The sequence below is a fragment of the Sunxiuqinia indica genome (genome assembly GCF_009847015.1).
GTDB lineage: Bacteria > Bacteroidota > Bacteroidia > Bacteroidales > Prolixibacteraceae > Sunxiuqinia > Sunxiuqinia indica.
The window spans coordinates 28705-50888 of record NZ_WVEM01000011.1 but is presented as its reverse complement, the minus strand read 5'-3'; the positions used below and the strand labels follow the sequence as shown (position 1 = coordinate 50888).

The 22184-nt window shown below is 40.9% G+C and carries 20 protein-coding genes; 12 read left to right on the top strand and 8 right to left on the bottom strand.

Features of this window, described 5'->3' with window-relative positions; translation table 11 throughout:
* Positions 1-166 precede the first annotated feature (166 nt).
* The gene (locus GR929_RS15895; protein ID WP_159521574.1) at positions 167-871 is read right to left on the bottom strand and encodes a hypothetical protein; all 705 of its coding nucleotides are present in this window, start codon (positions 869-871) and stop codon (positions 167-169) included.
* Between the two features lie 48 nt (positions 872-919).
* On the opposite strand from GR929_RS15895, the gene GR929_RS15890 reads away from it, so the two are divergent.
* Positions 920-1633, top strand: coding sequence for a M48 family metallopeptidase (locus tag GR929_RS15890; protein ID WP_159521572.1), 714 nt, complete (start codon positions 920-922; stop codon positions 1631-1633).
* Between the two features lie 42 nt (positions 1634-1675).
* A complete protein-coding gene (locus GR929_RS15885; protein ID WP_159521570.1) occupies positions 1676-3010 on the top strand; it encodes a deoxyguanosinetriphosphate triphosphohydrolase in 1335 nt (444 codons plus the stop codon).
* Between the two features lie 2 nt (positions 3011-3012).
* Here the strand turns inward: GR929_RS15885 and GR929_RS15880 are convergent, their stop codons facing one another.
* Positions 3013-3669 (bottom strand): hypothetical protein, encoded by a 657-nt coding sequence (locus GR929_RS15880; protein WP_159521568.1) that lies wholly within the window; start codon positions 3667-3669, stop codon positions 3013-3015.
* Positions 3670-3805: 136 nt separating this feature from the next.
* Here GR929_RS15880 and GR929_RS15875 point away from each other — a divergent pair, with 136 nt between their 5' ends.
* A complete protein-coding gene (locus GR929_RS15875; protein WP_159521566.1) occupies positions 3806-4957 on the top strand; it encodes a carboxypeptidase-like regulatory domain-containing protein in 1152 nt (383 codons plus the stop codon).
* Between the two features lie 77 nt (positions 4958-5034).
* Here GR929_RS15875 and GR929_RS15870 read toward each other — a convergent pair whose 3' ends face one another.
* The gene (locus tag GR929_RS15870; protein WP_159521564.1) at positions 5035-7290 is read right to left on the bottom strand and encodes a nitric-oxide reductase large subunit; all 2256 of its coding nucleotides are present in this window, start codon (positions 7288-7290) and stop codon (positions 5035-5037) included.
* A gap of 148 nt (positions 7291-7438) precedes the next feature.
* On the opposite strand from GR929_RS15870, the gene ric reads away from it, so the two are divergent.
* Both ric and GR929_RS15860 read left to right on the top strand, forming a co-directional pair.
* Positions 7439-8164 carry an iron-sulfur cluster repair di-iron protein gene (ric, locus tag GR929_RS15865; protein ID WP_159521562.1) on the top strand — a complete coding sequence of 242 codons (726 nt, stop codon included), beginning with the start codon at positions 7439-7441 and terminating at the stop codon, positions 8162-8164.
* Between the two features lie 21 nt (positions 8165-8185).
* Positions 8186-8620 carry an RrF2 family transcriptional regulator gene (locus GR929_RS15860; protein WP_159521560.1) on the top strand — a complete coding sequence of 145 codons (435 nt, stop codon included), beginning with the start codon at positions 8186-8188 and terminating at the stop codon, positions 8618-8620.
* Here the strand turns inward: GR929_RS15860 and GR929_RS15855 are convergent.
* From GR929_RS15855 to GR929_RS15845, 3 genes are read right to left on the bottom strand one after another with little or no spacing between them, the layout of a single operon-like run.
* Complete coding sequence (locus GR929_RS15855; protein WP_159521558.1) at positions 8606-9310, bottom strand: aromatic aminobenezylarsenical efflux permease ArsG family transporter; 705 nt, start codon at positions 9308-9310, stop codon at positions 8606-8608. The two genes, GR929_RS15860 and GR929_RS15855, sit on opposite strands and share 15 nt — an antisense overlap.
* Positions 9310-9723 (bottom strand): nitrophenyl compound nitroreductase subunit ArsF family protein, encoded by a 414-nt coding sequence (locus GR929_RS15850; RefSeq protein ID WP_159521556.1) that lies wholly within the window; start codon positions 9721-9723, stop codon positions 9310-9312. The genes GR929_RS15855 and GR929_RS15850 overlap by 1 nt, the downstream gene beginning before the upstream one ends.
* 10 nt (positions 9724-9733) lie before the next feature.
* Positions 9734-9970, bottom strand: a complete 237-nt coding sequence (locus tag GR929_RS15845) for a thioredoxin family protein (RefSeq protein ID WP_159521554.1) — start codon at positions 9968-9970, stop codon at positions 9734-9736.
* Between the two features lie 261 nt (positions 9971-10231).
* Between GR929_RS15845 and GR929_RS15840 the strand changes: the two genes are divergently transcribed.
* From GR929_RS15840 to GR929_RS15820, 5 genes are read left to right on the top strand one after another with little or no spacing between them, the layout of a single operon-like run.
* Positions 10232-13291 carry a protein O-mannosyl-transferase family gene (locus GR929_RS15840; RefSeq protein ID WP_159521552.1) on the top strand — a complete coding sequence of 1020 codons (3060 nt, stop codon included), beginning with the start codon at positions 10232-10234 and terminating at the stop codon, positions 13289-13291.
* The gene (locus tag GR929_RS15835; protein WP_159521550.1) at positions 13291-13941 is read left to right on the top strand and encodes a polysaccharide deacetylase family protein; all 651 of its coding nucleotides are present in this window, start codon (positions 13291-13293) and stop codon (positions 13939-13941) included. Before GR929_RS15840 ends, GR929_RS15835 begins: the two co-directional genes overlap by 1 nt.
* A 23-nt stretch (positions 13942-13964) precedes the next feature.
* Positions 13965-15236 carry a phosphoribosylamine--glycine ligase gene (gene purD / locus GR929_RS15830; protein ID WP_235934407.1) on the top strand — a complete coding sequence of 424 codons (1272 nt, stop codon included), beginning with the start codon at positions 13965-13967 and terminating at the stop codon, positions 15234-15236.
* Between the two features lie 32 nt (positions 15237-15268).
* Positions 15269-16252: a DUF6427 family protein gene (locus tag GR929_RS15825; protein WP_159521548.1), complete on the top strand. Its 984-nt coding sequence runs from the start codon at positions 15269-15271 to the stop codon at positions 16250-16252.
* Positions 16252-17910: a carbamoyltransferase C-terminal domain-containing protein gene (locus GR929_RS15820; RefSeq protein WP_159521546.1), complete on the top strand. Its 1659-nt coding sequence runs from the start codon at positions 16252-16254 to the stop codon at positions 17908-17910. The genes GR929_RS15825 and GR929_RS15820 overlap by 1 nt, the downstream gene beginning before the upstream one ends.
* Positions 17911-17919: 9 nt before the next feature.
* On the opposite strand, the gene GR929_RS15815 is transcribed toward GR929_RS15820, so the two are convergent.
* Positions 17920-19293, bottom strand: a complete 1374-nt coding sequence (locus tag GR929_RS15815) for an ATP-binding protein (RefSeq protein WP_159521544.1) — start codon at positions 19291-19293, stop codon at positions 17920-17922.
* 45 nt (positions 19294-19338) lie between these two features.
* Positions 19339-19749 carry a SpoIIAA family protein gene (locus GR929_RS15810; protein ID WP_159521542.1) on the bottom strand — a complete coding sequence of 137 codons (411 nt, stop codon included), beginning with the start codon at positions 19747-19749 and terminating at the stop codon, positions 19339-19341.
* Positions 19750-20185: 436 nt separating this feature from the next.
* Here GR929_RS15810 and GR929_RS15805 point away from each other — a divergent pair, with 436 nt between their 5' ends.
* Both GR929_RS15805 and GR929_RS15800 read left to right on the top strand, forming a co-directional pair.
* Positions 20186-20911, top strand: a complete 726-nt coding sequence (locus GR929_RS15805) for an ABC transporter ATP-binding protein (protein ID WP_159521540.1) — start codon at positions 20186-20188, stop codon at positions 20909-20911.
* Between the two features lie 10 nt (positions 20912-20921).
* Positions 20922-22184, top strand: a complete 1263-nt coding sequence (locus tag GR929_RS15800) for an ABC transporter permease (RefSeq protein ID WP_159521538.1) — start codon at positions 20922-20924, stop codon at positions 22182-22184.

Below are 22184 nucleotides of genomic sequence, written 5' to 3'. Positions count from 1 at the left end.
AGATAGCAAGCAAGCTATTTGAAGATGTTAAATGGGTAGTTCCGGCTATTAAACGGAGTTTCAGAAGACATGATCAATCAGAGAGACGAAACCAAACCAACAAATAAAAAAAGGGTGTCCCACAGGAGCACCCTTAAACAACAATATAGAATTAACTGTTAGATCATTACCTCATCTTCTCTAAGTATAATTTTTTAATTTGTTGCAGATATTCCAGGCTCAGTTTATTGCTGTAAATACGAACAAACTCTCGCAGTCTCCCATTATAATAGAAAGATCCTACGGCAGCATCAAACTTGCTTTCATCCCAATTATACTGTACACGGTTGCTCAATGCCTTAAAGTCATCAAATTCAAAATAAGTAGGTAATTCAATATAGGCATGGAAGCGCTCCTTTTTGTCAATATAAATGCCATTATCAATTTCTTCCAACTTAAAGAATTTGACCACCTTTATATTGGCTTTTTCCTTCAGGCTCTTTTTGTTTTTCCCTAAAAAATGGATGCCATTATCTTCGTACGCCTTTTGTAACGCACCAATTAAATCATACCGATTCAGGTGGCGAACTCGTAACACATTGTAGGTGGTATTGTAAATATTTAAAAAACCTTTTCCGGCATCAAATTTCTCATCAAACACTTTCTCAACTTCCTGAGTCGCCCGAATAATATTCTCAAGCGGATAATGTTCCGCCAGGGCAATGTACATATAGATCGGTTTGGTATCAAAAGGCGTTTCATGATAATACCCCGGAAATGGCTCAAGAGCTTCAAACACCAGCGTACCGGGCTCTATTTTATCGTCAATAGTAAAGACCGTTTCCCTTTTGTTTATCGTTCCAAATACTTCAATGTCGTTTTTTTGTTCCATAGTTCAAGTTTTGAAGGATTCATTATCTTCGTCAGCAATTCGTATCGTATGAGTGCTGAAAAAGTAATCTTAATTGAACCTGTCGGACAGGTTACTTTAGTTCGAAATGAACGTTCCCGTTATTTTCGGTTACGGGTAAAACCAACTGGTCATGCTCATGTCTCCATGCCTGTTTTAGCCTCCGAGGCTAAAGCTGTCAACTTTGTAAAGTCAAAATCAGCATGGATAATACAACAACAACAAAAGATTAAAACAGGTTTAACTGTTTTCGGACAAGATAACTCTTTTCGAACAAAGTTTCATCAATTAAAAATAGTAAAAGTTGATCAGGGGCAAGTGACGAATTTAATCGGAAACGGAATTATCCAAATTAACATTCCAAATAAATACGATTATCAAAGCCCAACCATTCAACAGTTTATACGCAAGATTCTTATTGAAGTCATGCGACAGGAAGCTAAAATTTATTTACCCGTTCGACTTCAGGAATTAGCCTCAAACCACGGGTTTCAATTTCAAAAAGTATTTGTAAAACATGTAAAAAGCCGATGGGGAAGTTGCTCTTCAGTGAACAACATCAATCTGAATCTGCATTTGATGAGACTTCCGGATCGTTTAATTGACTATGTTTTACTGCACGAACTGGCTCACACAAAAGAGAAGAACCACAGCAAGAATTTCTGGCATCTGCTTGAAGAAATATGCCCGGGCTCAAAACAACTGGATCGGGAACTCAAAAAGTACCATGTTGATATTTTTTGAACAGAAAGACCTTTAAACAACTTATTCTATAAAAAAGGAATTATGAACTGGAACGAACTTATATCGAGCAAACGACTTGGCACAAAGCCCGCGGTAAAACAAAACGAACTGTATAACCGCACACAATTTCAACGCGACTACGATCGCTTGATTTTTTCGTCACCCTTTCGTCGCATGCAAAACAAAACCCAGGTATTTCCTTTGCCCGGCAGTATTTTTGTACACAACCGACTCACCCACAGCCTGGAAGTAGCAAGCGTTGGCCGTTCGCTTGGAAATATATTGGCTGAAAAACTAATTGTAAAAGGCGAAACAAGTCCATTGATTCCTGAACTCGGAGCTGTCGTTTCGGCCGCCTGCCTGGCTCACGATATGGGAAATCCTCCATTTGGCCATGCCGGCGAAGAAGCTATTTCAAGCTATTTCAAAAATGGTAGGGGACATAATTTACAACTCATGCTTCAAGCCGAAGAATGGAACGATTTTGTCTACTTTGATGGAAATGCCAACGCTTTTCGTTTGTTAAGTCACCAGTTTAACGGACGTCGCGCCGGAGGATTTGCACTAACCTACACAACCCTGGCCAGCATTGTAAAATATCCATTTGAATCAGTTGGTATTCAAAAACCCAAGTTTGGTTTTTTTCAATCGGAAAAAGAGCTTTATCACGAAATAGCCACCGAGCTCGGCATTAAACAGCTTGGAAATAACCCATTGAAGTTTGTTCGCCATCCATTAGTGTTTTTAGTTGAAGCAGCCGATGACATCTGTTACCAAATGATGGATCTGGAAGATGCACATAAACTGGGAATATTGGGCTACGAAACAACCAAAGAACTATTCCTGAACTTCTACGACCAGCAAGCCGATAAAGAAATTCGTAAAAAAATTGAAGAAACCTTTAACGTAGTTTCAGACCACAATGAACGAATTGCCTACCTACGAGCCGGCGTAATCAACAAATTGGTGCACGAGTGTATTGCTGTTTTCGAAAGTAAGCAAGACGACATCTTCGAGGGTACGTTTCAAAAATCACTAATCAGCCAGCTAAAAGGGACTTCCAGAATAGCACTGGAAGAAATAAAAGATCTATCGGTTGACAAAATTTACAAACACCGATCGGTTGTGGAGGTTGAAATTTCAGGACACCAAATTATCGGCACATTACTGGAAGCGTTTATTGAAGCCCTGCTGGCTCCGGATGAAGGTTACTCTAAACGATTAATCTCCATGATTCCGGAACAATACCGCAACAACCACCAAACCACCTATGAAAAAGTGCAATCGGTGATCGATTTTGTTTCCGGAATGACCGATTTATATGCTTTGGATTTGTTCCGGAAAATAAAAGGAATCAATTTGCCATCGATTGGCTAACGTTATTTACCGAGCTGGCTCTTTAGCAAACTGACATTGTTATTTAGGCGTTCAATAGTTTCGTCTTTACTCTGAAGTTCAACTTTCAGCTTTTGCACATCGGCTTTCACCGAAGCTAATTGACCTGAAAGTTGCTCGATTTTTGAATTTTTCTTTTCTAGTTGAGCTTCCAGCTTGGTATTTTCTCCTTTGTTGCGATTCAAGTCAAATTGCACTTCGGAAAGATCGCCGGTTGCTTTTTTTAGTTCCGAAGACAAACTCTGCTTATCAGCTTTCAGTGTTTTAATTTGCTCCTGATACTCTTCCATCTGCTGCGCCATTCGTCTTTTCTCATAACCAAAAGCGTAAATTTTCTCTTCAATACTGTCATCTCTCTCCTGCACATTAGTCGAAAGATCATTAATCTCTCCATGCAGGTCACTTATCATCTGATCCTTTTCGGCATTGCTCGACATCAAGTCTTCCTTGGTTTGCTCATAATCTGCAATCAACTGTTTAATCCGATCGGCTTTGTCACTATTTTCCGAAGTCAAATCTCGAACACGCTGTTCTGCACGCAGTTTCGAAGACTCCATATCCAGATATTTTTTCTTCGACACACAAGAAGTCACTAAAAATCCTAAGCAAGTGATCAATATGATAAGGTTCTTTGTTTTCATTATTGAAGTAATTTTTATTTGTTTGTTTCAAAATTAATAACGCTGGCACAATAAATATGTTATTCAAATTGTACTTTTAAATTTGTTTTGGCGTTATTAGCTAAAGTAGAAAAAACCCCGAGCTAAAAAAAACATTATGCGAAATCTAATCATATCTCTGTTTCTAGTCTTCTTTATTTCGGCCTCGGTACGCGCCCAAGTCATTAAAGGTCGTGTAGTTGATTCGAACACACAAGAAGGAATTGCTTATACAAATATTGGAGTTGAAGGAACTTTTTACGGCACAGCAAGCGATTCGGAAGGATTTTTTGAGTTGAAGGTTCCTGATGAATTCAAAAATGAAAAGCTATTTTTCTCGGCCGTGGGGTACGGGAACATGGTTCTTCGGATTCCTGAACTTTTGAAAAGAGATTTTACGCGAATTCAATTGGTTGAGCAAACGTACGATATTGATACGATAGATGTAGCCGCACAGTCGAGAGTTTTGTTTCGTGTGATCAAAACAGCTGCAGCGAAAGTACCCGAAAACTTTTACCATGGTCCACTCGGTTTGAAACTGTATTTTGAAGAAACAAAACAAGTGGCGGGTGCTTTGGAGCAAAAACGCGAAGCGGTTGTTCAGCTATATGATGAATCCGGCTATGCATCACCCTCAATTACCGACGCGTTTAGCAAGCGCCACTTTAAATTTTCGGAGGTGAAAAAGAATTTTGAATCGTACTCCATTCCAGCAGCAAAAACCGGTTTTGAAGAACTGCTTGAAATGGATATTGCCCGGCTGTCGAACACGATCTTTGATGAAAAACTATTGAATGACTTCGATCTGCAGCTGGAAGGAATCAGCAAGTTTAATGACGATTCGGTTTGGATTATCTCCTACAAAACAAGCAAAGCCGACTTGGCTCACACCGGAGATTTCTACGCTACGCAGTTAGATGGAAAAATCTATATCAGCAAAAATAACTACGAAGTAATTCGCAACGAATGTATGATCGATGCAGAAAAAAACCATCCACACAACAGGTCGCTGGCAACTAAAAAGCTTGAACAGTCCAAGGTTAATTACCATTATACTGCGACCTACAACCCTTTTAACGGGAAGTATGCGGTAAACTATTTAGATTGTGAAAAAACTTATTTAGATCAAGATAACAAAGAAGTGAGTTATAGTCGAAAAGCAAGTGTTCTGGAATTAAACACAACTGCTGAGAAAATTCAAGGGAAAGATTATTTCGAAAATGCAGATTATGTGGAGAGCTTTTGGAATAGTTTTAAAAGGCCAAAGTAAAAGCAATCAAAAACTTATAAAAAAAACCGCCCCATTTGGAGCGGTTTCAAAACCTGTAAAATAGCAGTTCGTATTTACTAACTTTCCAACGATTTTTTTTCGTACGACCAGCCAAAGGCCAGTCCAAATACATGATACACCAACACAAAAACGCCAGCTGCAAAAATGGTATCACCAATTACACGCAACCATTTTAAGGTTACCATAAATGGTTGCTGCATAAATTCAGCCGAACGTGCATACCAAAGTCCGTATTTGACACTCGCCCAGGTTTGAGCTAAGCCAACCGGCAACACACTAATTAACACCATCAGCAATAAACCAATATTAATGGCCCAGAAAGCAAACTTAACCGGGCCATTTCGCCACTCTTTCGTTAAGTTCATGTCGCGCAAAACAAACAGCATCAATCCAATACCAAGAAAACCGTAAACACCGAACAAGGCGGTGTGCCCATGAACCGGAGTCGTATTCAATCCTTGCATGTAATAAAGTGCAATGGGTGGGTTAATTAAGAATCCGAAAATTCCGGCTCCCAGAAAGTTCCAAAACGCTACGGCAATAAAACAGTAAATCGGCCACTTGTAAGCCTTTACCCATTCTCCCGATCTACTCAAGGTTAGGTTGTGGTAAGCTTCAAAGCCCATCAATACCAAAGGAACCACTTCGAGTGCACTAAACGTAGCGCCAAGTGCAAGCACCGCAGTAGGCGTTCCTGTAAAATACAAGTGGTGGAAAGTTCCTAAAATACCGCCACTCAGAAAAATTATTGTTGAAAAAAGAACGGTAGTTGTCGCAATTTTCGAATGAATCAGTTGCATTCGTACAAACAGGTATGCAATAATTACAGTTGCAAAAACTTCAAAAAAACCTTCAACCCAAAGGTGGACAACCCACCAACGCCAGTACTCAGCGATTGCCAGATTGGTTTGCTGCCCCCACATCAAACCGGCACCATAAAAAGAAGCAATTGCAATAGAAGCAATCAGAAACATAATCAGTAAGTTCCGGTTTTCCGTTTTTTCTCTTAAAGCCGGTAAAAGGGCTCTCCCCATTAAAAACAGCCAGATGAATAAGCCTGCAAACAGGAATATTTGCCAGAAACGCCCCAAGTCAACATACTCATAACCTTGATGTCCGAACCAGAAATTCTCGACCAAATCAAGTTTTTGCATCACGCCCATCCACTGCCCGGCCAATGAGCCAACGACGATCACAAGCAAGGCGAAAAACAGGACATTCACTCCCAACTTCTGGTATTTAGGCTCCCTTTCGGAAATGGCCGGAGCAAAAAACAAGCCTGTGGCTAACCAGGAAGTTGCGATCCAGAAAATTCCAATTTGAACATGCCAGGTTCTCGAAACGGAATAAGGTAGCCACTGATCAAGGGGAATACCATAAAAAGCACTTCCCTCTACACCATAGTGAGCCGTAATAACCCCGGCAATTATTTGTACCACCATTAAAAGCGATACAATCCAGAAATATTTCAATGTGGCTTTCATGGAAGGAAAGAGTTTCATTCCTGAAACAGGGTTTACTGCCGGCACCTCCAGTTGGTGTTCATCGTTCCTACTTGTAGCATAATACCAGGACAACCAGCCAATTCCGGCCAACAAAACAATTACACTGAAACCAGTCCAAAGAATCAAAGAGCTTGTCGGTTTATTACCAACTAGTTCTTCGGGTGGCCAGTTGTTTGTATACGAAATTTCCTGTCCGGGTCGCTCGGTAACTGTGGCCCAGGTGGCCCAGAAGAAGAAGGTGCTCATTTTATCCATACGATCCTGAGTTTTGACCGTATTTGCAGGGATAGCATAAGCTTCTCGAAGATCAGCCTGCTCCTGCCCATTCATAAAAAGCCCCGAGTAATACTCGCCTAAATTACGAAAAGCCTGAGCACGTAATTCTGAAATAACGAGGTTCCCGGTTGCTTTATCGTATGTGTTTGTGCGCATTTCCTTTTGAACCCGGGCCTCCAGGCTTGCTTGCTGTTCATTATCCAACTCCGAATAGGGCTTTCCAAAATCCCTCTCACCCCAGTAATTCAACATGAACATGGCTTCACGATGCAACCAATCAGCAGTCCAGTCAGGCGCCTGATAGGCACCGTGCCCCCATACCGTTCCCAACTCCTGTCCTCCAATCGACTGCCAGACATTTTGACCATCTTTAATATTCTGACCGCTAAAAACGGTTTCGCCTGAATTTGTTATTACTTGATTTGGGATAGGCGGTGCCTGCCGATAAATTTCCCAACCATAAAATAGAAGAACCGCAAATGACAGTACCATCACTGCGGCGAATCCATACCATAACTTCCTTGTACTCATAAGTGTTTTTATTTAGTGGATATTAATCTCCATTGATCTTCTGTTGCAAATGTAAAAAGATTATTTTAGTTTTGCCAATCAGTGGACACGTTTATCCACCTTAAGTTTAAATATCAATAAGTCGAATAATATCTTATAATTTACCACTATGATTAATTTAGAAACACGAGTAGGAGAAATTGCAAAAAATCATTTTCAGACAGTCAAAGTTTTTGATGATTATCAAATTGATTTTTGCTGTGGAGGAAAACAAAGTCTTGGTGAAATCTGTGATACGAAATCACTGGACTCAACAGAAGTTATTCAAAAACTGGAAGACGTAATTAAACAACCAACATCGTCACCGGATTTTGATGCGATGTCGTTAGAAGACCTAATCCAGTACATAAAAGACAAGCATCATGCATTTGTGCGGGAGAACATTCCCTTGCTTACCAAGTTACTGGATAAAATTGAAGAAGTGCACGGCGGGCGCCACCCTGAAATTGCCGAGGTTAATGCTCACTTTAAAGAGTCGGCCGGACAACTGACCATGCACATGCAAAAAGAAGAAATCATTCTTTTTCCTTTGGTTGAAAGGTTGAATCAACTAAAAAATGACAATAAAACGATTACAATTGCCAGCAATCAATCTGTTACTCATCCCATAGAAGCAATGATCCAAGAGCACGAGAATGAAGGTGCCCGGTTCGAAGAGATCTCGCGATTAACACAAGTCTACTCAATTCCTGACGATGCTTGTAATACCTTCCGTGCAGCCTATGAAACCTTGCATGCGTTTGAAAAAGATCTGCACCGGCATATTCATTTAGAAAATAACATTTTGTTCCCAAAAGCAGCCCTATTAGAGCAAGAAGTCGTGAAAAAAAACTAATTTTGTCGATAAAATAACGATATGCTGTCAAAATCTGCAGAATATGCGATTCGCGCACTGGTGTACATTCAACTTCAAAACTGGGAAGGCAAACGTCCCGGTTACAGAAAAGTTGCGCGTGAAATTGAATCACCAGAGCATTTTACCGCAAAAATTCTGCAGGTAATGACTCGCTTTAATTTAATCTATAGTTTGAAAGGTAGAAATGGTGGTTTTGCTTTTGATGAAAAAGATGAACCACTAATACTCTACCGGGTAATTGTTGCGATAGATGGCGAACGTTCATTTACTCGCTGTAGCTTTGGTTTCAAAAGTTGTGATGACAACAATAAATGTCCGCTGCACGATGAATTCTCGAAAGTGAGAGGAGATTTTACACGGCTAGTCAATGAAGAAACCATTCAATCGCTTGCTCAAAAGATAAAAAACGGAGAAGCTGTTTTAACTCAGGATTAGTTCAAAGATTTTCCAAACACCAATTGTAATAAACATTGCGGCAACCAATCGGCGCAACCAAAATTCAACATTTTTAATCCGGATAAACCACTGATTGATGCCTGAAAAGGCGAAGGCTATCAGAATCGTAAAAGCCAGGACAATTACACTTGTCCCCAGCGCAAAAAACAGGGGAAGCAATAAACCTGAAGGAGCTGAAAGGGTCATTGGAATTAACAGGCCAAAATACATCACTCCACTATACGAACAAAAAGCCAGGGCAAAAACGACCCCCAATAAAAAGTGCTGTATCAACAGATCACGTTTTTGTTTTTCAATTTTCTCAGAAAGTCCGTTAAATGAAGGGAAACGAATTGGAATAATATTGAGCATCGCCAACCCAATGATCAGCAACAAAGGACCAATCAATTTTTCGCCATAGCGAGCAAAAGGTTTGGAAATATTCAAAGCATCAGCTCCAACAAACAAAAGCAAAGCAATTACGATATAGGTAAATGCGCGACCAACGGCATAAAGCAAGCCTCCCAATAGTACCCGTTTTTTATTGGAGGCCTCTTTGCTGACAAAACCAATAGCAGCAATATTGGTCGTGAGCGTACAAGGTCCAAGCGAAGTAATCAGCCCCAGCAAAAAAGCGGACCACAGGGGAAACGAAGATTGATCCAATAAGCTGGTGAAATATTCCTGCATCAGAGTTGATCAATTGTATTTTCAAAAAGCTCCCGGCTCTTTTCTGGTTTGGATAAACTATACAAGAACAAGTCATTGGTCAAATTAATTGCTCTTTCATCTTTCAAAATAATAACCGACTTAAACACCACATCAAACTGCTGTGCAAAGTCAGCCACCGCCGGATCGTCCAGATTGAATTGACGAAATACAATTTCGCCTTTTTCAAGCTGGCTTGCATAGTTACCTGCAAGTTCATCTTTAATTAGTTGCTCAATGGCATCGCAAGTTTCACAGCGAATCGACGTTCGAAAATAATAAATGCCAATCTGCCCCGGTTCCGGCATCAACAAATCATCACTTTTAACAGGCTGATTGTTTGTACAAGCCATCATAAAAAGCAAGCCAAGTAATAATACTCCGGTCAATCTCATATCACTCTTTTTACAGATTCAGCAAAAGCTCCTTCAGTTGGCTATACGTTGGAAGTTGGCCGCTCATCACAACCTTGTTGTCGACCACCAACGCAGGAGTTCGTGTGACTCCAAAATGCATTATTTCAGTCAGATTTTCTATCTTTTCAACCCGGGCATTCAAGCTCAATTCGGCAACGGCTTTTCGTACCCGATGATCCAATCCCCTGCATTTCACACATCCTGAGCCTAATACTTTAATTTCCATTTCAACGTAAAAGTAAGTATTCTGCTTCTAAAATTCACAAACAAATACGCCAATAGGCTGAATTGCAGATCCTGTTAAAAACGTTTAATTTCTTTTTCGAATTAGTCTGATTTCAAAGATTGTACTATCTTCGCAAACATAAAAATTTCATGAATTTCAAAGTGAGCAAAGCGATATTGCACCGACTTAATTGAAGCAAAATGAGTGGCTGAATATTAACAACTTGCAAACGTTTTGGCACACCAAAGCAACTATTGAAGAATGAAAAACTACAAGTTCATTAACACGGTTACAGGATGGCTGGTATTTATCGTGGCAGCCATTGTTTATTTAATGACGATTGAACCCACTACCAGTTTCTGGGATTGCGGTGAATTTATTACCACTTCGTACAAACTGGAAGTTGGCCACCCGCCCGGTGCACCTTTCTTCATGATTTTGGGACGGTTTTTCACCCTCTTTGCTGACTCCTCAAATGCTGCGATGATGATTAATGCACTTTCGGCTTTGGCTAGTGCGTTTACCATCCTGTTTCTATATTGGACCATCACCCACCTGGCACAAAAGCTGGTCAATGCAGAAAACGAATTCAGCATGGGGCAGGCAATTGGCATTATTGGTAGCGGTGTAGTGGGTGCTCTAGCCTACGCATTCTCCGACACCTTTTGGTTTTCGGCGGCCGAAGGCGAAGTTTATGCATCGTCCTCGCTAATTACCGCCATCGTTTTTTGGGCCATCCTGAAATGGGAAAATGTAGCCGATCAACCACAGGCCAATCGCTGGATTATTCTTATCGCATACCTCATGGGTATTTCTATTGGGGTTCACTTGCTAAACCTTCTTGCAATTCCCGCAATCGTTTTCGTTTATTATTTCAAAAAATATAAAGCCACCCGCAATGGAATTATTGCAAGTCTGGCAATTTCATTAATTATCCTGGGCGTGATCATGTACGGTATTATCCCGGGAGTTATCACAATTGCAACCTGGTTTGAATTAATGTTTGTCAATGGCTTTGGGCTTCCTTTCAACACCGGAACTATTATTTATGCTATCTTGTTTATTGGACTGATTGTCTACGGAATTCATTACACAACCAAAAAGAACCTCGTGCTTTGGAATACCGTGTTGGTAGCTTTTACCGTTATTGTCATTGGCTATTCCTCTTTTGCGATGATTGTTATTCGTTCATCAGCCAACACACCGATGGATCAAAACAGCCCCGACGACGTATTCTCCATGTTGGGCTATTTGAACCGTGAGCAATACGGAGATCGTCCGTTGGTTACCGGTCAGTATTATAATACACCACTCAATCCTCAAAATCCATATGTTGACACCAAACCATACTACATACAGAAAGATGGCAAATACGTAATATCTGACATTCGCCAAAAACCACAATACGACTCTCGCTTTACCACCTTTTTCCCACGCATGTACAGCAGTCAATCCCAACATATTGCGGATTATAAAAGCTGGGCCGGGATAGAAGGAAAGACCGTTCAGATTACCAACCGACAGGGGGAAAGCGAAACCATCAAACTGCCAACGTTTGGTGAAAACCTACGATTCTTTGTGCGATATCAGGTAGTTCACATGTACCTGCGCTACTTTATGTGGAATTTTGCAGGACGACAAAATGATATTCAAGGACACGGAGACATCGTAAATGGGAACTGGCTTAGTGGAATCGACTTTATCGATTCCATACGCTTGGGTGACCAAACAAACCTACCTGCCAAATACGCTAATAATAAGGCTCGAAATACCTACTTTTTTCTTCCATTGCTGCTTGGATTAATCGGTGTATTTTTTCATTACCAGCGGAATAAAAAAGACATGTGGGTGGTCTCGCTCCTATTTCTAATGACGGGCTTGGCTATTGTGGTTTACCTGAATCAATACCCACATCAACCGCGCGAACGGGACTATGCCTACGCCGGTTCGTTTTACGCCTTTGCCATTTGGATTGGACTGGGGGTGATCGCACTCTCCGAGACACTGAAAAAATGGATGCCCGAAACCGTAAGCGCCATAGCTGTTTCAGCGATTAGCCTGGTATTAGTTCCCGGAGTTATGGCCAGCGAAAACTGGGATGATCATGATCGCTCAGGGCGTTATACGGCTCGTGACTTTGGTGCCAATTACCTGAACAGTTGCGAGGAGAATGGGATCATTTTCACCAATGGAGACAACGACACCTTCCCCCTTTGGTACAACCAGGAAGTAGAAGGTGTAAGAACCGATCTGCGTGTTTGCAACCTCAGCTACCTGCAAACCGATTGGTACATTGATCAAATGCGTCGTAAAGCTTATGAGTCAGAACCGCTGCCGATTACGTTTACCGAAGATCAGTATGTACAAGGAAATCGCGATGTTGTATATCTGATGAATGATCCTCGCATAAAAGGGGCTGTGGAACTGAAAAAAGCACTCGACTTTGTAAAAGACGACAACCCAAAAACCAAGCTTTCACAAGCAGACAATGCTTCATATATTCCTTCAAAAAGGTTATTCCTGAAGGTTGATAAGGAAGCCGTAATTAAAAACGGAGTGGTTCCGGAATCAGAATATGACATGATTGAAGATACCATCTTCTTCAATTTTGAAAATAAAAACTACATCACCAAAGATGAGTTGATGGTACTGGATATGATTGCCAACTCGGAATGGAAACGCCCGATTTACTATGCCATTACTGTTGGGCGAGACAAATACCTTGGCCTGCAAGACTATTTCCGGTTGGACGGTTTGGCTTATCGTTTTACGCCCGTCAAGTCAAAACAAGACGGTATCTATTTTGGCCGTGTGAATACCGACAAGATGTATGAACACATGATGAAGGATTTCAAATGGGGAAATATGAATGATCCGGATGTATACATCGACGAGAATAACCAGCGCATGATGATGAACATCCGAAACAACTTCAACCGCCTGGCGGAAAGCCTGATTGAAGAAAACAAAACAGATTCGGCGATTAATGTACTGAACAGAAGCATGGAGCTAATCCCAAGTGAAGTTGTTCCTTACAACTATTTTTCGTTGAAACTAGCCGAGAATTATATGGCTGCCGGAGCACTGGAGAAAGGACAAGAAGTCATGCGTGACATTTTCAATTCGTACAAAGAAGAGATGGACTATTACTTGTCACTGAACTACAAGTACATTGTTTCAGTTGACGAAGAAGTGCAACGGTTGATGTACTTTATGCGCGAAATGGGCGTAACGGCGAGCAAATATAAACTGGATGATTTTTCAAAAGAAATATCAGATAGTTTTAACAGTTATTATCAATCGTACAGCACATTAAACTAATGTTTCGATTTGATCCGAGAATACAACTTCCGAAAATAGTGACACGCTATTTCCCAAAAGCGCTTTGGCGTTTGCCGGGAAACCAGAAAAGGGTGGTTCTCACCTTTGATGATGGCCCCATTCCGGAAGTAACACCTTGGGTTCTGAAATTACTGAAAGAAGAAAATATAAAAGCCTGTTTTTTCTGTGTAGGTGAGAATGTAAAACAGAATCAGGAGATTTTTCAGCAAGTGATTGATGCCGGTCATCAGGTCGGAAACCATACATTCAACCATTTGCAGGGATTGAAAAATACGGACGAAGTTTATTTTGAAAATATTGAAAAAGCAGCATCCTATATCGATTCGAAACTGATGCGACCACCGCATGGCTGGTTGCGAAAGTCGCAATACCAGAAAGTGATTAAAAGCTACCAAATGGTCATGTGGGACATAATCAGTCGTGATTATGATGCAAAAAGCAGCCCCCCAAAAGTGATTGACAATGTGTTGAACTTTGTACGTCCGGGGTCAATTATTATTTTTCACGATTCGCTAAAGGCAGAAAAAAATTTAAAAGTGGCCCTGCCGATTGTTATAGAAAAACTGAAAGAAGAAGGATATCAATTTGCCTTGCTACCCGAGACAAAAGAGGCAAAAGTAGCAAGCTAACAAACAGACAAATTTTTAAGATCATGTTGAATATTTTACTTGTTGGATCAGGAGGAAGAGAACACGCGATGGCGTGGAAAATTAAGCAATCAGAAAAAGTTGACAAGCTGTTTATTGCGCCTGGCAACGCCGGAACTGCCGATGTCGGTGAAAACATTGCTGTAAGCGTTTCTGATTTTGAAGGACTGAAAAAAGTGGTTCTTGAAAAATCGATCAACCTCGTGGTGGTTGGCCCGGAAGTCCCTTTGGTTGATGGCTTGCACGATTTCTTTTTGGACGACGAAGAACTGAAAGACGTAAAAGTTGTTGGTCCTCAAAAAGAAGGTGCAACTCTCGAAGGATCGAAAGATTTTGCGAAAGACTTTATGGATCGTCATAACATTCCAACTGCAAAATATAAAACAGTAACCCCCGAAACACTTGGCGAAGGAATTGAATTCCTGAAAACCATGAAAGCACCGTACGTTTTAAAAGCGGATGGACTAGCTGCCGGAAAAGGAGTGCTGATTATTGAAGATTTGGAAGAAGCCGAAGCCTCGTTAAAAATTATGCTTGATGGCCAATTTGGTGAAGCAAGCAGCAAAGTGGTAATCGAAGAATTCTTGTCGGGTGTGGAATTGTCTGTTTTTGCCATTACCGACGGGAAAGATTACAAAATTCTTCCCGAAGCCAAAGACTACAAACGAATTGGCGAAGGCGATACCGGACTAAATACCGGTGGTATGGGAGCAATAAGTCCCGTTCCATTTGCCAATGCCGAATACATGAAAAAAATTGAAGACCGCATCATCAAACCAACCGTTGACGGCTTGCAAAAAGATGATATCCCATATAACGGATTCATCTTTTTTGGGTTGATTGACGTTGATGGTGACCCGTACGTCATTGAATACAACGTTCGCATGGGTGATCCGGAAACCGAGGCCGTAATGCTACGAATCAAATCAGACTTTGTCGACCTGCTTGAAGCAGCAGCCAACGGCACCATGTCCGAACAATCCATCGAAATTGATGAGCGCACGGCTGTAACAGTCATGTTGGTTTCTGGCGGATATCCGGGCACATACGAAAACGGAAAAACCATGACTGGATTCGACAAAGTTGAAAACAGCATCTTGTTCCACGCCGGAACCAAGCAAGAATCGAACAAGGTGGTAACTGCCGGAGGACGCGTTATTGCCATCAGTTCATATGGTTCATCGATGAAAGAAGCCCTGAAACAATCGTATGCGAATGCTGAAAAAATTGAATTTGACGGGCGTTACTTCCGAAAGGACCTCGGGTTCGATCTATAAGATCATAACAAAGGCTATTTAAGATAAAAACGATGATACTTCGAATACTCAAAACCAACCAGGCCTATCACTTTATACTCATTCCGGTACTTGTATTGGTTTTATGGTTTCGTTCGTATATTCATCCGGAGTATTTCCCTTTTTTTGAGGGCGAAAGCGATATGTTTCTTTACCAACTGGTGCATCACTGGCTGTCGAAATCGCCATTGATTAGCAACCTACTTGCCATCTTTTTCGTCATTACACTTTCGTTTCTGATCCTTCGCTTAAATACGACCTATGCCTTTATTCGGGTCCGCACCTTTCTGCCTTCCAACATATTTGTTTTAATTGTTAGTGGTCTGATTTCATTGCATGCTCTTCATCCGGTTTATTTTGCCTTGCTGTTTATAGTCTTATGCGTCGACCGTATCTTTCAATCATACAAAAAAGAAACGTTTTACGCGCAAGCTTTTGAAGCCGGGTTCTTTATCAGCGTGGGAAGTTTGTTCTACTTCAATCTTATTTTTTTCTTTCCCATTATCTGGCTGGGTTTTCTGCTAATTAAAAGCAGCCCTAAATGGCGAAATTTTGTCCTGCCCATTTTGGGGCTCATGGTTCCCTGGCTATTTGCCTGGTCATACTATTTCCTCACCGATCAGATTCACGTTTTCAACGCAACCATCTCAAAAAATTTGTACACCGAAAATTACTTTTTGAGACAAAACTTACCGCTTCAGATTTACCTTGGATTTTTAATCCTAATCACCTTAATTTCGAGCGTATTTCTACTAAACCAATACGATGAAAAGAAAATCAGCACGCGTAAGTACTTTCAGGTTTTCTTTTTAATTTTTCTGGTGTCATTCGTTTTGCTTATTGCTGTACCTGCGGTTTCTCAAGAAATTCTGATCATCATGGCACTCCCGCTCACATTTCTGATCTCGAATTACCTCATCTTCATGAAGAAGAGATTCTGGAGTAACCTAATTATGTACCTTTTTCTTGCCTTGACAATTTACATGCAGTTTACCTGATGGATCCTCAAAAACCAACTTTGGCAATTTATGGAATTCAGGATCGTGATGACTATGAATATCCGCTTTATGTACACGACCACAATCTGGCGATCATGCAAAACGGGCAGGTTCGCGACTTTTTACAACTCGAACGGATTACTCGCAGAAAACGGGACAACAATTTACACAAACACCTCTATTCCATTTTAAAAGAAAAGAAACGACTGGCTGAAGACTTTGATCTCGTATTTGTTGACAACGTTATTGGAAGAAGTTTTATTACAACACAAGGGAACGCCCGCTTTGAAGCACCATTAAATCAATCGCTGGCCAATGATCTGGAAGCAGGAAACGGCTGGTGGTTTGGCAAAGAAGTCAAAGCCTGGGCACTGAACCACGAACTGGCGCATGTTTTTACCTGCCTGCCTTTCTATGGCAATTTCAAAAACAACAGCCTGCTTGTCCATTTCGACGGAGGTGCCAGCAAAAGCAATTTTTCAGCCTGGCTTTTTCGAGACAACGAGATTGAAAAAGTTACAGCCAATTGGGATTATCAGCACCTCACAGCCCTGTTCAACGCCAATGCGTTGGTATTTTCCGTAATTGGAGCAAAGCTGAATGAGCAGAATTCAGTTCCCGGTAAAATGATGGGGCTTGCCGGCTATGGAACGTTCCGGCCAGCGTTAGCCGAATGGCTGAAAAAGCATGATTTCTTTCAAAACATCTGGGCAAAAAAATCAGTCTTCTTCCGACAAGCAAAAGAGGATTTTAATATTGAATTGAAATCGTTTGACCAGAAAAACCCGTTTCTGCAAAATATCATCGCCACCATTCACGAACTGTTTGTGCGTGAAACTCTTTTAATTTTTCAGAATCTCCGACAGCAAACCGGATGCAAAACGCTTTACTACTCTGGCGGCTGTGCGCTAAACATTGTGGCCAACACGCGACTGATTGAATCCAAACTATTCGATCAGATTTTTATCCCGCCCTGCTGCGAGGATTCGGGGCTGGCATTGGGTGCTGCAGCATTTGTCGAGTGGAAAAAACATGGGCAGGTGGAGCAGCATTCAGCGTACCTCAACAATTGGAATTTGCCAACAAATAAATTTCAATACAACACCGATGATTTAGAGCAAGCTGCCCAATTACTAATCTCCGGAAACGTAATTGGAGTCTGCAATGGCTTTGGCGAATCGGGTCCTCGTGCGCTAGGCAACCGAAGTATGCTGTGCATGGCCAACAACAAAAGTCTCGCTAAAAAAATAAGCATGCAACACAAGCAGCGCGAGTGGTATCGCCCGGTTGCTCCCGTGATGTTGGAAAAAAATGCCCGCTATTTTACCGGGCAAACAACCATCCATAAGCTCAGTCAATTTATGCTCCTTGATTTTTCAATCCTGCCTGAGAAACAAGCCGAACTGGAAGGTGCTGTTCATCGTGATGGAACTGCCCGCATCCAAACTCTTTTTGGTCGGGAGCAGAATCCCTACCTCTGGGATTTACTCAATCTGCTCGGCGAAAAATATCAGGTCAGGGCATTGATCAACACGTCTTTTAATACCAAAGGAGAACCAATTGCACATACGACAGCAGATGCACAGAAATCGGCAAAAGAAATGAAAATTGGAGGAGTTGTGATCAATGGAAAGGTGCAAAAGATAGCCGATTACTGAAAGATACTTCTACTTGGAATCCTTCTTCAACACCTCACGAATTAACGATAATAATTTTGTTCTCTGAATCGGTTTCGAAATGTAATCCGTACAGCCAGCAGCCAGAATCGTACTTCTTTCTTCGGGCATGGCATAAGCAGTTTGTGCGATAACCGGCATGGTCAATCCGCTTTTGCGAATTTCGGCAATCGTTTCATAACCATTCTTAACAGGCATATTAATATCAAGCAGAATCAAATCCGGAGTATCCTCCTTCAATAGCTCTAGCAATGACTGACCATCCAGCGCTGTCTTAACAATCACGCCCTCGATAAGTAAAACCTCTTCCAGGTAAGTTAATGAGTCCAAATTGTCTTCTGCTATAAAAACTTTGCTTCCGCTAAGACTCCATTTACCGTTATGTTGCTCTACCTGTTTTGTCACCCCCATTTCACCTTGATCCGAAAAAGGTAAGGTAAAGTAAAAGCAACTGCCTTCGTCCACAATCGATTCAACCCAAATAACTCCACCAAGCAATTCAACTAATCCTTTGCAAATACTCAGCCCCAGCCCGTTACCTTCTTTCATAGAAAAACTGTCAACCTGAATAAACCGTTCAAAAATGGCCTTCTGCTTCGTATCAGAAATACCAATCCCGGTATCTTTTACATAGAACTCAATCATTTCGCCTCTTGATCCTGCTTTTATGGAAAAACCAAATTCAACAAATCCCTCTTTCGTAAATTTTATGGCATTATTGATTAAGTTATTCAGAATTTGCTTCAAGCGCACTGGGTCCGTTTTCAAATAAATATCATTTGACAATTCAATTTGCGGCTCCTTTAACTGAATCGTATCACTTTGGCGAAGCTTTTTGCTTTGTTTTTGGGTGATATAAACCTCCTGCATAATCTTATTGATATTGCAAAGGCTGAAAAATAAGGGCAGTTGATTTGATTCCAATTTTGAAAAATCAAGAATATCGTCAATAATCTGAAGCAATTGAATTCCTGAATTCCTAATGATTTCGCTATAATCCTCGAATTGTCCCTCTTCGAGATCAGGGGATAACAATTCGGAGAACCCAAGAATTGAATTGAGTGGTGTTCGGATTTCATGACTCATATTGGCCAGAAATGCAGTCTTTAACCGCTCGCTTTCCTGCGCCCTGTCGATTGCCTTTTCCAGTTCGGTATTGATCTGTTTGAATTTTTCATTTTGAACTTCAACAGCGTGAGTGCTTCCTAAATCATCAATCATCATATTTAACCCCATGGCAAGTGAATCCAAGAGATCATCTTTTCCCGACAAATCCAGTTGAACAGAAAGGTCTCCCTGCCCGACCTTCATAATCACCTCAATCATCTCCTCAATCCGAATTCTATCTCTCTTTTTCTTCACCATTCTATTCAGCGTAAATTCTTATTGATCTTTAAGCCACCGTTCAAGTTACTCTCTCAACCAGGCTATGGCTTCCTCTTTTGTTGAAAAAAAACGCATTTTGTTACCACTGCTAACTCGCATAACAAAAGAGGCGATTACCTTTGCAACCGGATGCAGTCCGAAAGTGGCAACTTTTTCGGTATTGTCGTGCTCAATCAGGGTTTTCCACATTTTTCTAGCTCCCGGAGAGTTTTTTCCTGACTTGTTCAGGTCGATCAAAAAATTCACTTTCCCTTTAATTAAAGCAGACATCTTCATGCAGATTTCAGCTTGTGCTTTGGCAAATTCGGTTGTCTGCTCGCCAACCGCAATTACATAGATAATATTATCATAGATTAGAGAAAATTTATTTGTATTGACCCATATTTCTTTGTCACTTATTTCTCTCACCTTAATTTCTTCATCAATGTCTCCCATTTTTTTAAGGATAAGTAGTTTTTCTGCAATTAATTTAAAGATATCAAAGTTATTCAATTAATTATTCAGATGTATGTCATGTTGATTTTTATCAACTTCATCTGGTATCTCTTCAGATGTCTGTTTGGCATTTTTGCTTGTATTGATTACACTTTTGGACAAGAAGATCATCAACTCAGCCCCCCAACCGCATTAACCGACCACATTGCAACAAATTCAGGACAATCTGCCGGGCAATTCTATATTTTTCAGAAAAAAATCGTCATTTCTGCTGTAACGTCTGAAAAGATTATTCGTCCTATTTAGAGAATCTCGACAGGAGTAGGATCGAAAAAGACCACTCACATAGAAAAATCGGTTGTTCATCGAATTTATTACAGAAATAAGTCTTGAATTTCGGAATTTTAATACCTCAAAGCAGAAAACAATTAAACAAATGATCAAACTAAACAACATTCACAAGTCCTATGTCATGGGTAACAGCAAGCTACATGTGCTCAAAGGCATCAATCTGGATATTGAGCAGGGAGAGTTTGTTTCCATTATGGGATCATCCGGTTCCGGCAAGTCTACCTTGCTTAATATACTAGGTATGCTCGATAACCACGACCAAGGAAGCTATTACCTAAACAACCAACAGATTAAAAACATGAGTGAAAAGAAAGCCGCCCAACTTCGTAATGAATTGGTTGGTTTTGTTTTTCAGTCCTTCAACCTGATTTCGTTTAAAAATGCGATGGAAAATGTTGCTCTTCCGCTCTATTACAAAGGAGTAAAGCGCAAAAAGAGAAACATCATAGCCATGGAATACCTCGACAAGCTTGGATTAAAAGATTGGGCTGAGCATATGCCGAACGAAATGTCGGGAGGTCAGAAACAGCGCATTGCCATTGCCCGGGCGCTAATATCGAAACCAAAATTAATTTTGGCCGATGAACCAACAGGAGCTCTGGACACCACAACATCGTACGAAGTAATGGAGATTCTGAAAGAGATCAATAATGACGGAATTACCGTTATTCTGGTAACCCACGAGCACGACATCGCTTCGATGACCAAAAAGATTATTCGCCTCAAGGATGGACAGATCCATGAAATTATTCGAAATGGAGACCTGACTAACTTCAGGGAAGCCTATACGAAAGAATTGGAAACCATTTAGCCCTGAAACCATGTTCGATATTGACAAATGGCAAGAAATCATCGCCACCATCAAAAAAAACAAATTGAGAACTTTCCTTACCGGGTTTGCCATTGCATGGGGTATTTTTATGCTCATGGTATTGCTGGGTGCGGGAAACGGACTAAGTAATGGTGTAGGTTCAAACTTTGAGGGTAATGCAACAAACGCAATGTGGATTTGGAGCCGCGAAACAAGCATGCCTTATCAGGGACTAAAAGCAGGCAGAAGGATTTATTTTGATATGAAAGATTACGATGAAATAAAAAAACTGGATGACATCGATAAAATTTCAGCAAGATATTTCAGCAATTCACGGACCTATTCATTCAAAAACGAATACGGACAATACACCACACAAGGCTGTCATCCTGATTATCGGGATATCGAAAAATTAAACATTGACGAAGGCCGTTTCATCAACGAAATCGATATTCAATATAAACGAAAAGTGGTCGTCATTGGTAAAGACATTAAAGAAGCACTCTTTAAAGGAATTGAGCCGGTTGGAGAATATTTGAACATTGGAGGTGTACTCTATAAAATTATTGGCGTCTATGCCGAGTCTGATCCGCGGGAAGGAGCACAACAGGGGCTCATCCCTATTACAACTGCTCAATTAATATTTAACATTGGCGATCGCATTCACAATCTGGCTGTTACCACCAAAGATATTTCGAAGAAAGAGAGCCTTCAAATTGAAAAGAAAATTCGCACACTGCTTGCTGCCAATCATAAAGTTGACGTAAACGATACCCGGGCAATTGGTATTTACAATTCGTTGGAAAATTACATCGAGACCATGAATATCTTTAAAGCCATAAATATCTTTATATGGCTAATAGGTATTGGGACACTCATCGCCGGCATTGTTGGGGTTAGCAACATTATGCTCATTGTTGTAAAAGAGCGAACCAAGGAAATTGGTATTCGAAAAGCCATTGGAGCCTCGCCTTCGTCAATTATTGGTTTAATCTTGCTCGAATCGGTATTTATCACCCTATTGGCTGGATATATCGGCATGCTGTTCGGAATCTCACTGATGGAGCTTATTAACTTTGTTATGGAGCAACAAAGCTCGGCTGCATCAAGCAGCGATCGCGGGCAGTTCACAATGTTTTTGAACCCGACTGTTGATCTTCGTATTGCAATTAGCTCGTTATTACTTTTGGTTGGCGCCGGTACCTTGGCCGGATATATTCCTGCAAAACGAGCAGCATCAATAAAACCGATTGAAGCACTCCATAACGAATAA